The 15,195-nt window shown below is 47.9% G+C and carries 12 protein-coding genes; 6 read left to right on the top strand and 6 right to left on the bottom strand.

Features of this window, described 5'->3' with window-relative positions:
• The first annotated feature begins 63 nt into the window (after positions 1-63).
• A complete protein-coding gene (locus J2Z66_RS09010; RefSeq protein ID WP_209971055.1) occupies positions 64-1,518 on the top strand; it encodes a glycosyltransferase family 39 protein in 1,455 nt (484 codons plus the stop codon).
• On the opposite strand, the gene J2Z66_RS09005 is transcribed toward J2Z66_RS09010, so the two are convergent.
• Both J2Z66_RS09005 and J2Z66_RS09000 read right to left on the bottom strand, forming a co-directional pair.
• On the bottom strand, positions 1,451-2,218 hold the full coding sequence (locus J2Z66_RS09005; RefSeq protein ID WP_209971054.1) for a TspO-related membrane protein: 768 nt from the start codon (positions 2,216-2,218) through the stop codon (positions 1,451-1,453). The genes J2Z66_RS09010 and J2Z66_RS09005 overlap by 68 nt on opposite strands.
• A 49-nt stretch (positions 2,219-2,267) precedes the next feature.
• Positions 2,268-2,684, bottom strand: a complete 417-nt coding sequence (locus J2Z66_RS09000) for a pyridoxamine 5'-phosphate oxidase family protein (RefSeq protein WP_209971053.1) — start codon at positions 2,682-2,684, stop codon at positions 2,268-2,270.
• Between the two features lie 284 nt (positions 2,685-2,968).
• On the opposite strand from J2Z66_RS09000, the gene J2Z66_RS08995 reads away from it, so the two are divergent.
• From J2Z66_RS08995 to J2Z66_RS08980, 4 genes are all read left to right on the top strand, one after another.
• Complete coding sequence (locus J2Z66_RS08995) at positions 2,969-4,129, top strand: exonuclease SbcCD subunit D (RefSeq protein ID WP_209971052.1); 1,161 nt, start codon at positions 2,969-2,971, stop codon at positions 4,127-4,129.
• Positions 4,126-7,218 carry an AAA family ATPase gene (locus tag J2Z66_RS08990; protein WP_209971051.1) on the top strand — a complete coding sequence of 1,031 codons (3,093 nt, stop codon included), beginning with the start codon at positions 4,126-4,128 and terminating at the stop codon, positions 7,216-7,218. Before J2Z66_RS08995 ends, J2Z66_RS08990 begins: the two co-directional genes overlap by 4 nt.
• 247 nt (positions 7,219-7,465) lie before the next feature.
• A complete protein-coding gene (locus tag J2Z66_RS08985) occupies positions 7,466-8,503 on the top strand; it encodes an Rpn family recombination-promoting nuclease/putative transposase (protein WP_209971050.1) in 1,038 nt (345 codons plus the stop codon).
• A gap of 106 nt (positions 8,504-8,609) precedes the next feature.
• Positions 8,610-8,828: an Rpn/YhgA-type helix-turn-helix domain-containing protein gene (locus J2Z66_RS08980; protein WP_209971182.1), complete on the top strand. Its 219-nt coding sequence runs from the start codon at positions 8,610-8,612 to the stop codon at positions 8,826-8,828.
• An 86-nt stretch (positions 8,829-8,914) separates the two neighbouring features.
• On the opposite strand, the gene J2Z66_RS08975 is transcribed toward J2Z66_RS08980, so the two are convergent.
• The 4 genes from J2Z66_RS08975 to J2Z66_RS08960 all read right to left on the bottom strand — a co-directional run bounded on the left by J2Z66_RS08975 (position 8,915) and on the right by J2Z66_RS08960 (position 14,224).
• Positions 8,915-10,456, bottom strand: coding sequence for a hypothetical protein (locus J2Z66_RS08975; protein ID WP_209971049.1), 1,542 nt, complete (start codon positions 10,454-10,456; stop codon positions 8,915-8,917).
• A complete protein-coding gene (locus tag J2Z66_RS08970; RefSeq protein ID WP_209971048.1) occupies positions 10,453-11,556 on the bottom strand; it encodes a DUF58 domain-containing protein in 1,104 nt (367 codons plus the stop codon). The genes J2Z66_RS08975 and J2Z66_RS08970 overlap by 4 nt, the downstream gene beginning before the upstream one ends.
• A 12-nt stretch (positions 11,557-11,568) precedes the next feature.
• Positions 11,569-12,525, bottom strand: a complete 957-nt coding sequence (locus J2Z66_RS08965; RefSeq protein WP_209971047.1) for an AAA family ATPase — start codon at positions 12,523-12,525, stop codon at positions 11,569-11,571.
• 901 nt (positions 12,526-13,426) lie between these two features.
• Positions 13,427-14,224, bottom strand: a complete 798-nt coding sequence (locus tag J2Z66_RS08960; protein ID WP_209971046.1) for a Cof-type HAD-IIB family hydrolase — start codon at positions 14,222-14,224, stop codon at positions 13,427-13,429.
• Positions 14,225-14,453: 229 nt separating this feature from the next.
• On the opposite strand from J2Z66_RS08960, the gene J2Z66_RS08955 reads away from it, so the two are divergent.
• Positions 14,454-15,164 (top strand): DNA alkylation repair protein, encoded by a 711-nt coding sequence (locus J2Z66_RS08955; protein WP_209971045.1) that lies wholly within the window; start codon positions 14,454-14,456, stop codon positions 15,162-15,164.
• The last annotated feature ends 31 nt before the right edge of the window (positions 15,165-15,195 follow it).

The following is a 15,195-nucleotide window of genomic DNA, read 5'->3' as shown; positions in this document are numbered from 1 at the left end:
CGGAGACAGTGCGGTAAACCGTATGCCACCGTGTACGTAGAGCATTTCAGGAAGGAAGAACATATGGACAAGCTTCAAAAAAGCGGCTGGATGGCTTCCAAGCTTCTGGCTTGCTTTGGAATTATATTTTTTGGGGTTACGTTTGTTTCAACTTTTGTTAACATGTTTTTTGTCAATGCTTCAGTTTCAAAGATGTTGGGTGCTCTTTTTGTTGTGTATGCTGTTCTTTTGGCATTGGTACATGTGGTTACGGCCTATATGTCACGCAGGCTTTTTCTAGTGCTGTTAATGGCCGCTGCTGTAGTGCTAAGAGTTGTATGGATTCTCATGATTGATACGCCGCCTGTTTCGGATTTTGCTGTTATGCATGATACGGCCTTAAGATTGGCGGGCGGGGACTTTTCCGTTGGTCATGCAGAGTATTTTACCAATTGGACCTATCAGCTGGGGTTTACGGTGTATGAAGCTTTAATGATCAAGCTGTTCGGGGATCCGATTATCATACTGAAGATCGCGAATATCGTTTTCAGCGCAGCTACCATTTATGTGATTTATTTGACCGCGGCGAAGGTGTTTAATGAGTTTTGCGGGAGAGTGTCGGCGCTGCTGTTTGCGTTCTACATACCCAATATTGTTATGTGTTCGGTGCTGACGAATCAGCATTTGTCGGTTTTTTTATTTTTTCTGGGCTGCTATTTTATCCTTCATAAAGGAATGACGGCGAAGTACAACTGGATTTTCATTGGTATATGCTTTGCTTTGGGGAATGTTATCAGGCCTTTGGGTAGTTTTTTTATTGTGGGATTTGTAGTGTATGTGGTTCTTATTCAGCTTGTCCCGTTTGGCAAGACCCTTTTTAAGCAGAAGCAGGCCCGCTCTATATTACAAAAGATGGTGGGGGTAGTCGCCGTTTTTTTTGTGGTTCAGCAGCTTGTCAACTTCTCCTTTATTTATGCCGGCATTACCGACTACAAGCTGTCCAATCGGGAGCCTTACTGGAAATTCATGGTCGGATTGAACGCAGAAACCAATGGCACGTGGTCATCAGAGGATTCCGAGTATGCGCGGCCTTTCAAGGTAGGAGCCGAAAGAGATGCGGCTGAGCTTGAGGTAATCAAAGAAAGGCTGGCAGACAAGTCCCAGGTAGCTGCTCTGTTCGTCCGAAAGCTGGCTATTTTCTGGGGGAGTGAGGATGCTTCTGTTTTCTGGAGCGTTTGGGATATGGATAAACCAACCCTGGCTTTTACGCTTAAGCTTGTTGAAAGAGTCACTTATTTCCTCATGGCCGGTTTTGCAATCATTACTTTTTTGGGATTAATAAGAAGAAAAGATCCGGAGCTTAATAATCAGGCCTATATGCTTTTTCTGATCCTATTATTGGGCTACGCGGCTGTACATCTTGTTATAGAAATTCAAACCCGTTACAGGCTCGACATTATGCCAGCATTCATTATCTTACAGAGCTTTGGACTTTACGTGGTTTATAAAAGGTTAGGGCTGAAACGACAAACACAATAACTGCTACACCCCAGGCTGCATAAGAGAGTGTAGGGTAGGCTGGTTGTTGCTCTATAGCTATTGCAATGCATGCCCATATGATCACAAGTCCGTAAAAAGGATCGCTGTACTGACGGGCTATAAGTAGTGCAAGAAATCCGGCAACAACCAGGAGAGCAGTACCCCAAGCTTCTGGGCTAACACCCCAGCCGTCCCAGCCGGAGGCTTTCAAGGCTACAGAAATATTGACAATGGTAGCTACGGAAATCCAGCCCAAGTAAATGCTGAATGGCAGCGCAACGAACAAACGCGTCCAGATGACCGGATGTGGTGTCGCAGGTCTCGACCTGCGGTACGCCACAATTAAGGAGAGCAGCATGGCAAGCATGATGAATGCGGTTGATGTGATATGCAGCGAGTGCCACAATAACAGCCATGCTATGTTAAGCAAGGAACTAATGATAAACCAGGGGCCAATTCGCTTAACTTCCGGACGCTGCTGGCCGCGGGGCATTGCCTGTACAATCATATACCCGGCAAGCAGTGCATAAATCAGCCCCCAGATGCCAAAGGCGTAGGAGGCGGGAGTGACCGCCACAGGATACATGGCAGAGATTTCTCCCGTTGATCTGCCGAACAGAGGCAGGGCATTGGCTGCCCAATTTACCCCGATCACCGCCAAAAACACAACGATATTCAACCATCGATACACCTGCTGCATGCTGCTTCCTCCTTTATTTCATAATGCGATCAAGCCAATCAAATTACGATCAAGACTCCCAGACATGCAGGTTCATCTCTTTATCATTGTATTCAATGCGCGTTGGAGTAATGTCGAGAATGACGTAATCCGGATCATCTGGACCATCAAACCAGCGCTTCAATTCATCGTTCCATATTTTTTGGCGCAGTGATTCGTCCTTGGTTACAGCAGCGGTTGCCTGAATATCAAGAATCTCCCCGGTGCCTTTTTTTTCGTAGCCGCATAGCAAGGAGACGTTAGGGTTTTGCTCGAGCTCTTCGACTTTATGGGTTTTGCGGCTGGTAGCCAAGTGAATGTTAAGTCCGTCGTGAAAAAGTACCATATACCGGAGCTTCGGCTTATTACCTTCAACAGTAGCGAATGTGCAAAAATGATTTTGATCCAAAGCCTCAGAAATCTGCTGTTCTATGTGCTGTTTGTTCATGGGAAAAGCTCCTTTCAGTAATCCGGGGTATGCCCGGTTGTATACGTCTATTATACCCCCCGGTCCTGGATATGAATCCCGAGTCCCTTATATTGTTCGCTGACAAAATCTCTTAATTATGGTTTAGTATTAGTAGGAGAGCTTTGGTAGACGAAAGATTGATATAATGTGAAGAGTAGAGCAGAGAGCAGAGAGCAGAGAGCAGAGAGCAGAGAAAAGAGTAAAGAAAAGAAAAGAAAAGTAAAGCAAAGAGTAAGTAAGCAATTTAAAAGGAGTCAAATTTCATGAAATTTATACATACAGCCGATTGGCATTTAGGCAAGCTTGTGCAGGGAGTTTATATGACTGAGGATCAGCGCTATGTGCTGGAGCAGTTGATTGATGCAGTGAAGGAGGAGCGGCCGGATGCCGTCATTATAGCGGGTGATCTGTATGATCGGGCTGTGCCCCCAACTGAGGCGGTAGATTTGTTGAATGTGCTGCTGGAGCGGATTGTAATTGATCTTGAGACTCCCGTGCTGGCGATTTCCGGCAATCATGACAGTCCAGACCGGCTTGGCTTCGGCACGAAAATGATGGAAGGCAGAGGTCTGTTTCTATGCGGTCAGTTGAAAAAGGAGCAGAAGCCTGTCGTCCTTAAGGACAGCTACGGTGAAGTGCATGTGCATCTTATTCCTTATGCAGATCCGGCTCAGGTCAGGTATGCGCTGGGCGATGAAGACATAAAAACGCATGATGATGCGGCCAAAGCGCTCACTTCGAGAATCCAGGCGACGATGGATCCTGCGGCTCGCCATGTTTGTGTGGCGCATGCTTTTGTCACTCCTTATGGAGAGCAGGAGGAGAATACGAGTGATTCAGAGCGTCCGCTGGCGATTGGCGGGGCTGAGCATGTGCATGCTTCGTATTTTGCCACTTTCCATTACACGGCACTTGGACATTTGCACCAGGCGCATTACGTGCTTGACGACAAGATCCGCTATGCCGGCTCGCCGCTGAAATACTCTATATCCGAGCAGCATCATGAGAAGGGCTATTATGTCGTGGAAATGGACGGCGAAGGCAAGGTGAATGTGGTCAAAAAATTGCTGAAGCCACTCAGGGATATGCGCCGCGTTGAAGCGACGATCGAAGAGATCGAAACTCATGAGATTAGTGAGGATTATATTTTTGTTACGCTGCTTAACGAAAATCCGGTACTTTTTCCGATGGAAAAGGTTCGTGCGGTGTATCCCAATGCGCTGCATGTCGAGCGGAAAGTAACCTTGTACAGCGGCGCAGCGGAAGTGACGGGCAGCAAAACCGAGCGGCGGGAGACGGATCAGGTTTCGTTATTTGCTTCTTTTTTTCAGGAAGTAAAAGGGGTTCCCTTAAGCGATGAGAAGAAGCGGCTGTTTCAGGAAGTGTTTGAGGAAGTGGCGCGGACGGAGGGGGAAGCCGGATGAGACCGTTAAAGCTCGTGATGACGGCCTTTGGGCCTTTTAAGGATAGGGAAGAGATTGATTTTGCTGTGCTGGAGGATTGCAGGCTCTTTGTTATTTCGGGGAGCACGGGTGCAGGGAAGACGACAATTTTTGATGCCATTTGTTTTGCGCTTTATGGAACGGCTAGCGGGGAGGACCGCTATGATTCCCGCATGCTGCGAAGCCATTTCGCCGATGAGGAGACGCATACTCTGGTCGAGCTGGAGTTCGGCATCGGGCGTAGAATATATCGCGTGGTGCGGCAGCTAGGGCATCGCAAAGGCAATAATAAGACGGAAACTGGGGCGAAAATAGAGCTTTACGAGCGAATAGATGGACAAGATGTTCCGATTGTGGAGCGGTATACGGTTAAGGACGTTAATGATAAGCTGGAGCGGATTATCGGTCTTACGAACAGTCAGTTCAGTCAGATCGTGATGCTCCCGCAAGGGGAGTTCCGCAGGCTGCTCACTTCGGAGACGGAAAATAAGGAGGAGATTTTGCGGCGTATTTTCCGGACGGAGCTTTATCAGAAGGTGGAGGGTCAGTTTCAGCAAAAGACCAAGGATTTAAAGGCTGCTCTGCAAAGCTCGCAAACGGAGCTGGAGGTGCATGTCAGGCAAATTCCAGCTGTACTGCCAGCGAGGGAGAACACTTCCCTTGTCCGGACGATGGAGCAGGATTATCAGAATGTCACACAGATCGTCGAGGGACTGAGTGAGGAGCAGGCCTATTATGAGGAGCGGCTGGCCGAGTCCCTTCTAAGGCGAACGGCGCTGCAGGCAGAGCTTAGTGGTAAGCAGACGAGCTTACATCATGCCAAATCTTTGAATGATCAATTCCGCAATCTGGAATTGAAGCGGGTGGAGAAGGCGTCGATGGACAGCAGCCTGCCTGAGCACGAAGCGAGGGAGAAGCGGCTAGAATTAGCGGAGAAGGCGGTGCGGCTGGAGCCTTACGAGGAGCAGTGGCAGCAGGCGCTGAAAGCGGAGGCTCAGCGGCGCAAGGAGCATGAGGCGAAGCTGAGCACTGCAGCGACGGTAAGGCGCGAGTGGGAGGCGGCTGAGCTGCGCTACCGAGAGGAGACGGGCAAGGAGGAGCAGCGCAGGCAGGCGGATCGGGAGCTGCAGCGGCTGCAGGATCTGGCGCCGGCTGTAGCGGCGCTGCACGCAGCGGAGCAGGAGGTCGCGAAGCTGCGGCAGGAGGAGGAGCAGAGCGCAGCGAAGCTTGCCTCGCACGAGCGGCAGCTGCTCGGCATCCGCGAGGAGAGAGCGAGGAGCAGCGAGCGGGTGAAGGCGCTGGAGCAGGAGACCGCGGCCTTGCCGGAGCGGAAGGAAGCGCTTGGCAAGCTGCGTGAGCAGGCGAAGCTGATGAAGGATACGCTTGAGGTGCAGCGGTTGATCGAAGGATACATAGAGCAGGAAAGCGAGCGGCAGCGGACATTGTCGCAGATGCAGTCCAGGCATGATAAGCTGGAGCAATTGTGGATTGAAGGGCAGTCGAGCCTCTTGGCGGCGCATCTGCATGACGGGCAGCCTTGCCCGGTGTGCGGCAGTACTTCGCATCTAGGCAAGGCCGAGGCGTCAGATGTGCTGCCGACGAAGGAGGAGCTGCAGGAGGTCAAGCAAGTGCTGCGCCTGCATGAGCAGGAATACAGCAAGGCGCAGGCTGAGCTGGCCGCGACCCGGACAGGGCTGGCGGATAAACAGACGGCGTTGGCGGATTTTGGGGTTTCCCTGGACGGTATGCGCGAGCAATACGACGGGCTTGTTCGCGAGGGCACCCGCGTTAAGGAAGAGGTTGAGCGCTTGGAAGCGCAGCAGAAGAGCTTGCTGCAGCTGAAGCAGACAGCGGCAGAGCTTGAGCTGCAGCTGGACAAGCTGACCAAGGAGAAGGAGAGCCTGAGCGAGCGTTATCAGGATGTGCGCATTGGCCGGCATGCCAAGCAATCGATGCTGGAGAAGGAGCTGGAGCGCATCCCGGAGGAGCTGCGAACTGAGGGGCGGCTGGCTGCGCGTTTGAAGCAGCAGCAGCAGCTTGCGGGGCAGCTTCAGCAGGCCTGGAAGCAAGTGCAAGAGCAGTATCAACTGCTGCAGACGCGGCTTGCTGAGGAGACCACCAGCCTGGGCCATTTGGCCAGGCAATTGGAAGAGGCGGCAGCGGCGCTGCAGCTGGCTGACGAGCGGTTTAGACAGGAGCTGGCGAAGGCCGGTTTCGCGTCCAGCGAGGTGTATGCGCAGACGAAGCTGTCTGAGGCTGGGCGCAGCGATTTGCGTGAGCGGATCGAAGCGTTCGCCAAGGCGCTCGCGGCGCTAAGCCAGCAAATCAGCTCGCAGGAGCAGGAGCTTGCAGGCAAGGAGTCTGCGGATCTAGAGCGCCTGACGGCAGAGCTGGCGCAGGCAGAGAGCGAACTGGAGCATACGTCGGCAGCTCATCAAGAGTTCAAGAGCCGTCTCCAGGATACGGAGCGGTTGAAGACCAACATCCTTTCAGTAAACGAAAGGCTTCAAGACCAGGAGCATAAGTGGCAGCAGGTCAAGGATGTGTATGATGCGCTAAGAGGCGATAACACGCTTAAGCTTTCCTTTGAGCGCTACGTGCTGATTGAATTTCTCGAGCGGATTTTGCATGCCGCCAATGAGCGGCTGCGTCTCCTGTCCGGTGGACAATTTGTCCTGCAGCGAAGCGACAGATTGGAGAAGCATAATCGGCAAAGCGGTTTGGGGCTTGATGTCTATGATGTATACACGGGGCTGAACCGGGATGTGAAGTCTATGTCTGGCGGGGAGAAATTCAATGCTTCCCTCTGTCTTGCATTAGGAATGAGCGATGTCATTCAGGCATATCAAGGTGGTATTTCGATCGAAATGATGTTCATTGATGAAGGTTTTGGCTCGCTGGATGAAGACGCCTTGAACAAGGCGATCGAAGCGCTCATCGACTTGCAGAAATCGGGCAGAATGATCGGGGTCATCTCCCATGTACAGGAGCTTAAAGCTGCCTTTCCTGCCATTCTTGAGGTGCGTAAGACGAAGGACGGACATAGTGCTGCGAATTTCCTTTTGAAATAGTAGGTAGATGAATACTTGAAGAACCTAGCCATTTGCAATTGGCAATTTGCTAGGTTCTTTGGGCATCATGGGGGCGTCATGGAGGCGTCCTAATCATCACATCGTTTTTTCTGAGCCAGGTACAAAATTACTTGCAAGGCTAAAAAACAAGTTTTTGCACATCTTTTTTCAATCCTTTATAACCAAATAAAGTTAAAGTCCATTTAATTTGATCGTGAAATCGATTATAATGGAGGAGTAAGGATGCTTGAAAGAAAAGGATGAGGACGCTTTGAACAAGGATCAAAATGAGAATATCCATCAACCTCATGACAAAGCGTACAAATTTCTGCTCTCAAGCAAGCGCATCTTCGTTGAATTATTGCAAAGTTTTGTGCATAAAGGCTGGGTAGACAGGATAGATGAGTCGAATCTGACCAAGATGGATAAGTCCTACATTTTACAGGATTTTCGTGAGAAAGAATCCGATTTGGTTTATCAAATGCAAATTAAAGACCGCCAAATCATTTTCTACGTGTTAATGGAGATGCAATCGAGTGTTGATTTTCAAATGCCGTATCGATTGCTGCTCTATATGGTGGAAATTTGGCGTGACACTCTTAAAAATATAAACGGCGCCGAAGCGGCTCGCAGAGATTTTAAACTTCCAGTCATTGTACCCATTGTCCTATACAACGGAATAGGAGCTTGGACCGCATGCCGCAGCTTTCGGGAAACGCTTGATCATCAGGAGTGGTTCGGAGATGAGTTGCTTGATTTTAAATACATTCTCATCAATGTTCATGGTTATAGGGAAGAAGAGTTAATGGAGCTATCGAACCTGATTGGGGCGGTATTCCTGTTGGAACGCAGGCCGGAGATCCACGCTTTTATGGAACAAATGGAAAGGTTGACTCATGTACTGGAGAAGCTTCCGGCCGATTTGTTTCCCCTTTTTCAAACTTGGATCAAAATCGTGACAAACCGCGGGCTGTCTGAAAAACACAGAAGAAGAGTAATCGAGATTATGGATCAATTTACAGAGCCAAAGGAGGTAAAAATGATGATATCTAATCTGGAGAAAGCATTTGAGGATTTTGAATCCAAAGCTGAGCTTCGAGGTGAACTTAGGGGTGAACTTAGGGGTGAACTTAGGGGTGAGCTTAGAGGTGAGCTTAGAGGAAAGCTTGAAGGAAAGTCAGAAGTGGCAAAAACAATGCTTGAAAAAGGAATGGACGTTTTCCTTATCGTTGAATTGACGGGACTTTCGACAGAAGAAATTGAGAAATTAAGGGATTTGCACTAATAGTAAAAAATAAAAGGATTCTACCGGAGGATGGTTGACACGGCAGATCCTTTATTTTTTTTCAGGATTTAGGATCAGTTACGGAGCTGAAGGAGGTGCAAGACCGATGATATCTAATCTGGAGAAAGCATTTGAGGATTTTGAATCCAAAGCTGAGCTTAGAGGTGAAATTAGGGGTGAACTTAGAGGTGAGCTCAGAGGAAAGCTCGAAGGAAAGTCAGAAGTGGCTAAAACAATGCTCGAAAAAGGAATGGAAGTTTCCCTGATCGTTGAAATGACAGGAATTTCAAAAGGGGAGGTTGAGAAAATAAGGGGTTTGGGTTAAAAGAAAAAAAAACCAACCCCATCTCAACCTGTGATGTGAGTGTTAAATAAAACCTCGTATATGCCCCGAAAAAGAGGGACGACTCCCTATACCCGCTTTTTAGTCAATGGCTCAGCAGTTTCCATAATGGTTTTCATTTCAGCATCTGAAATATCGCTGTCACCGTAACGGACCTTGTTATATAGCTCTGCTATACTGTTTTTTTCGTTTGCAGAACCAGCTGTACCATTTTTTTCATAATTCAGCTTATTTCCCGCACGACTGCCCATATTATCTCTGGCAAGAGGAATGGCAGAGGATATGCCACTGGAGGACAATTCGCGTTCCACTTCGTAAGGAGTGTGGCTTTTGTTAAGCTTGTAGCCTTTATCAGATGCCTGTAGAATCAGGGCCGTATATAAATAGCGGATTCGTTCTTTATTGTTTTGCAGCTGTGCCCATTGCACTTTGCGCTTGTCATCCCGGGAGAAAAACCGATTCAACCCGCTCAGCCAATTCTTCGGAATATCTTTCCATTCCAGCAAGAGTTCTTTTTCGTCCTGGTAGCTGCTGTCATCGGAATGGTTAGTATCCATCCGCAGACGTCCCAATAGCTTTCGTATCCCTTTCATGACGAGGGGGAGAAGTTTTTTGATAAGCAGATACAAGGTTAAAATAATCAATATGCCGGCGATTGTATACCCCACGTATACAGCCATTTTTTCAAGAAGCTGGGCCAGCCAGGATGGTTCTCCCTCCTCCATAGATGGTAACCCGGCAGGTGGTGAAGGCATGCTTGTAGGCGGAGGTGTCTCCTGGGGCTTGCTCTCGGGAAACAGCCCGACAATAAAGGCAACTATACGTTTAAAGAGCCAGTAGACGCCGTCCTTAAGCTGCGGAAAAAATCCGATCAAGGCGATGATGGCCAAAATAACTATCAACCAAATTCGGCTCAAGCGGCGGACGGACAGGGAGACGGAAGAGAAGGCCTTATTGTAGCCTGATAAAGTTGCTCCCATAAGCTGCACTCGGTTCAAATAAAAAAGGAAGATTACAAGTGCGAGAAAGCCTAAGCCGTTCGTCAATGCCCGATAGGGCTGCAGTTTCTCCACGTAAGTCATCACTGGTACAGCAATAAAATAAGTAAGTAGTCCGACAGAAAAAACAGGCGCTGGGAACATGACTGTCCAAGGAGTACCGGCAAGCTTGATGCCCCGCAATACTACAAACAATCCAAGCACAGAGCTTATCCATCCCTGCCAGCCAGCTCCTTGAAAGGCTAGGGAGACTAGAGTTCCGACAGCTAGAGCATATAAGACAGCATACACGACTCTTACCAAAATTTTGGAGACTCCGCCAGCGAAGCCAAGCATATACAATAATAAAAATTGAAGCAGCGTTAGCGATAAAGGCGTTTTAAATATAAAGGGCTGAGAAGCTGCAAGCAGTGGGAAAAAAGCAAGAATTTCAATCAGCGAAAAAGAGGTGGCTGCCGCCCATTTAAAAGCTCGTCGCTTAGCAATAACGGTATCCAATTTAGCAGCATCAACAGCTCCAGTAGCGCCCGAAACCGCATCAGTACCAGTACCAGCATCTGTATCTGTATCTGTATCAGCATCAGAAACATCATTCGCCTTTCCCGGATTCACTGAACGACCCCCTCTCCGAACATTTCATGCGTCAGCATGACCACTTCCACGGCGTGGCCTCTATCTCTGAGGCGCTGGATTTGCTCTTCGACCTTATCTGATAGGAAGGGAGTGATGAGAATGAAGTCCAGTGCCGTGCCGTCCTGCCAAGCATCTGCATCCAAATAGGTATCAAAAGACCGGCAGCAGGCAACAACCAGCTTGGCCATCGTTTCATAGAGCGAATTTAAGTGATCCCATCCTCCTTCAGGAGATATGTAAATTGGCTCTTTAGGGACTTCCTCGGTGTAGGCATTACAACCGAAGCCTACGGGGATACCCGCGGCAATAACGCGCTCTGCAAGAGTAGCGGCGTAGGAAATACCTTTTTCCACAAGCTCGGTATCACTAACTGCTTCCCACATCATTTCGGAAATTTGAGTGTTCAGGATAATCATCAATCGAGGGTCCGCAGTGAACTCTCTGTTATATACCTGTAGTTTTTGACTGCGTGCCGTTGCTTTCCAATGGATACTGCTCAAAGGGTCACCAAAACCGTACTCACGAACGCCTGCAGATAGAAACGGGTCCTGCATAACCCAGCGTTTCACTGTAATATCACCCTGCCAGCTGTGCGAGGGGAGCGGGAGTTCCTGCCAGTCAATCAGCTTAGGGTAAACAAGAAGTCGTAAATTAAGCTTGTGGCTTTGGGTGCCCACCTGCATCCCAAGTGCGTCTCCGACCGACACTGCCACAGAATCAAGCTTGTACCAACCGCGCTTTTCACAGAGGACCTGATGCCGCCTGACAATTTTCGTATAGGGCATCAAGCTAAAAAGACTACGATGATTCTGATACAGCTTGCCATCATTAATATCAAGATTGGACTGCTTTCCGAAGCGAAGACCAGCATGGATCATGGACTCGAGCCGCAGCCACGGGATTGGGAGCAGCTTGCGGTTCACAATGGTCTCAATCATTTCCACTTCATCCCCGCTAAAGCAGTGCTGCTCACTAAACTTACGGGTAACCGTCAAACGGGAAAATCCCCAGCGCCGAAAAAAGAGATTTTGCAAATAAGCGACAGCGGCAGCCAACAATAAAATCCAGCTAATCCCCATGCCAGGACCCGCTTAACCCAGCGCCACTTCTGTCGGAACAGGAGCCTGGGCCAGGATTTTTTCCAAAATTGCGAAAGCAGGGTTTTCTTGAGAACGGGCCCGCGTTCTGGTCAGAATGCGGTGGGCGAAAACTGGCTTGACAAGAGCCTTGATATCATCAGGCAGCACATAATCTCTTCCGCGAATAAGCGCGTATGCCTGGACGGCCTTCAGCATCGCTTGGCTGCCGCGTGGGCTCACTCCCATGGCAACATCCGGATGCGACCGGGTCATCTCCACAATGGTGACGATATATTTTAATAGATCATCGCTGACGCGAACTCTGGAATAATGCTTTTGTGCGGCGACAAGGTCCGCCCTATTTACTACAGGAAGCAGCTCCACGAGCGGATCATTCTGTTTAAAACGCTGCAAAATATGAAGCTCCTGCGCCGCTGTAGGATACCCAACAGGAATTTTCAGCAAAAATCGGTCCAACTGTGCCTCGGGCAAAGGAAACGTTCCCTGATTTTCTACCGGATTCTGGGTCGCTATAACAAGGAAAGGCGCCTCTAGCGCACGCGTTTCTCCATCAATACTAATCTGACGCTCCTCCATACACTCGAGCAGACTCGATTGCGTTCTTGGCGTAGCACGATTAATCTCATCAGCAAGCACAATATGAGCAAACAACGGCCCAGGGCGGAATTCAAACTCGCTAAGCTTCTGATTAAAAAAGTTAATGCCGCTAATATCCGAAGGCAGCAAGTCCGGAGTGAATTGTATGCGCTTAAATGTGCAGTCCAGGGAACGAGCAATGGTTTTAGCGAGCATCGTTTTACCTGTACCAGGAACATCTTCCAGCAATACATGCCCTGAAGCGATTAAAGCAATTAGCATCAACTCGACTGTCTCTTCTTTACCTACTATAACTTTGGCTACATTTTCTTTCATTCTGTCAGCTATGCCTTGAATTTGAGAGAGTTCCATTATTGTACCGCCTTTCAATGCAAGTTATTGTGCTATGAGAATGATGAATACGATGAGAACGATGGAAACGATAAGTAACGATAGTAACGGTGGTAATGATAGTATTGATAGTAATGGTGTTTGGTAATGTAAGTAATGTAAGTAATGATGGCAATGGTGGCAATGGTGGTAATGCTAAGAATGATGGTAAATGGTAATGACGGCAATGACTAGAATGATGGGCAAAATGAAATGTGAAAAGTAATCCAGATTATGAGGGCGCCTGGGCGTCCTGACTATGTAGGGCAGCATTTTCTGATGTATGTACAAAGCTGATTTTGGACCAAAAGAGAAACCTTGTCGGGCAAGAATAGGAGTAATTGACTTGAACCTGTTAAGTGTTATTTTGTAGATGGATCAGAAAAAATTTTCTGAGAGATTTTGTTCACAGACAAGAAAATTAAACGCTTTACAGTGCTAAAGGATAGGAGGGGTTACCCTTCTAATTAAACTACAAGTAGTTTAAGTTTTTTGGGGAAGAGCAATCCGTAGCAGCTTGCCATCCCTGAATTGAGCGTTTGCTTCACTTAGCGATGTTTTTCATCGTTAAAACAGGTATTCCAGGTCATTGAGCCGCTTTAATGATGATTTACATCGTTAAATGAGCATGTATGGCCTCTCTGGGTGGTAAAAAGGGTCTTTAATGATGTTTTTCATCGTTAAAGTAAGTATGTGGAGCCCGAGCTGCAACTTTAACGATGAAAAACATCGCTAAAGTTGCAGTTCTTCATCCGAAGCGCTTGCGCTCGCTAGGAAATCTCCTCCAGCTAAGAGAAAATCCCTTACAATTTCATAATTTCATATTTTCAGTTGTTTGCTAAGTTGTCTGTTCAGTGTCTGTTCAGTGTTGCTCAATGTATGCTTATTTTTGAAGGATAAATTTATCAATAACATGCTTGACGCCTTCTTCGTTGTTGCTGGATGTGACGTAGCCGGCTATGGCTTTCAGTTCATCGAGGGCGTTGCCCATGGCTACACCGAGGCCTGCTGCCTCGAGCATCTCGCGATCGTTCCATGAGTCTCCGATGGCGATGACCTGATCGATTTCGCAGCCAATATGATTGGCTAAAAAGGTTACAGCGGAGCCCTTATTGCCCTCTTTGTGTAAAAACTCCAGGTAGTGTGCTTTTGATTTGGTAATGTGGACCTGGTCCTGCAGGATGACCTGAAGCTCCACGGCCATTTGATCCAAAAGGGCTGGATCATCGATGATCAGCATTTTTGTTTGAGGCTGTTTGGCGAGCTCGCGGAAATTGTCTGCAATGAAATAAGGAAGATTGGTTAAGCGGACATAATCTTTGACTTTCTCATTGTATTCTTTCACATATAATTTGTCGTCGAAGTACAATTGAAGATGCAGGTTGCGGGCTTCACAGTAGTCATAGATCAGGTCTGCAGCAGCGGCAGGGACTGAGCGCTCGTAAAGCACCTCACCATCAAGCAGGTTCTTGATTAATGAACCCTGATAAGTAATAATCGGTACATTAAGGCCGATTTGTTCTGCAATTTTGCTTGCGGAAGGAAAGCTTCTTCCGGTTGCGAACGTTACGGTGACTCCTTGTAAAATGGCTTTTTCTATAGCTTCCTTCGTACCCTCGGTTATGTGAAGGTCATCAGTCAGAAGGGTGTCGTCCAAGTCGATGGCTAACAATTTGTACATGTGATAGTTCTCTCCAATCCATAGTCAATGATGTTTGTTCTTGATGTTGAAATCCGAATGTTGTAATCCAGATGTAGCAATTCAGATCTAGCAATTCAGATGTAGTAATTTTGATGCAGTAAGTTAAATGTTCTGTAGCTAATTCGTCTATCTTTAAGCATACCTGAACTTTGTTGGTTTCGCATCCATTTTTTGAATATTCGAATACTTATTAGAGGGGAATGAGACGATGCTTGTTATACAACCAGTACATCCATATACGATAAAGCTTGAAAGCTGGCTTCGTCAATATGCAGATCCTGTGAAGGCAGTGGCGATGCAGGCTTATATGCGCGATCAATTTGCATTTTTGGGAATTAAGTCGCCGGATCGGGTTGCGCTTGCGAAGCAGTTTTGGAAGGAGAATGGGGTTCCTGACGGAAATGAGCTTTCTGTAGTTGTCAAGGAGCTTTGGAGGCTGCCTGAAAGGGAGTACCAATATATAGCCATGGCGATGCTTGAAAAGCAGCGCAAGCGAAGAGAGCGTGCGGATATCGAGCTGCTGGAAGAAATTATCGTAGAGAAATCTTGGTGGGATACGGTTGATTTTGTTGCTTCCCAGCTTGTGGGCTTTCATTTCACGTTGTTTCCTGACCTTGTGGCAGCGTATGCGGAGCGTTGGATTTCTTCCGGCCATATGTGGCTGCAGCGGACTGCGATATTGTTTCAATTAGGATACAAGCAGCGCACAGATACAGAGCTTTTGTTCGACTATATTCGGCGTATGGCTGGAGAAAAAGATTTTTTTATACGCAAGGCGATCGGTTGGGCACTCCGGGAATATTCCAAAACAAATGAAGAGGCTGTTCGCGAGTTTGTTGCCACTAGCAACCAGCTATCGCCACTGAGCATTAAAGAAGCTCTGAAGCATATAAATGCCCAGAGCTCTAAATGCGAATAGTTTAATAGGCGAGGGACGATGGTGGTGACAT

The organism is Paenibacillus eucommiae (assembly GCF_017874215.1).
Classification (GTDB): domain Bacteria; phylum Bacillota; class Bacilli; order Paenibacillales; family NBRC-103111; genus Paenibacillus_AI; species Paenibacillus_AI eucommiae.
This window is presented reverse-complemented; position numbering and strand designations above follow the sequence as displayed.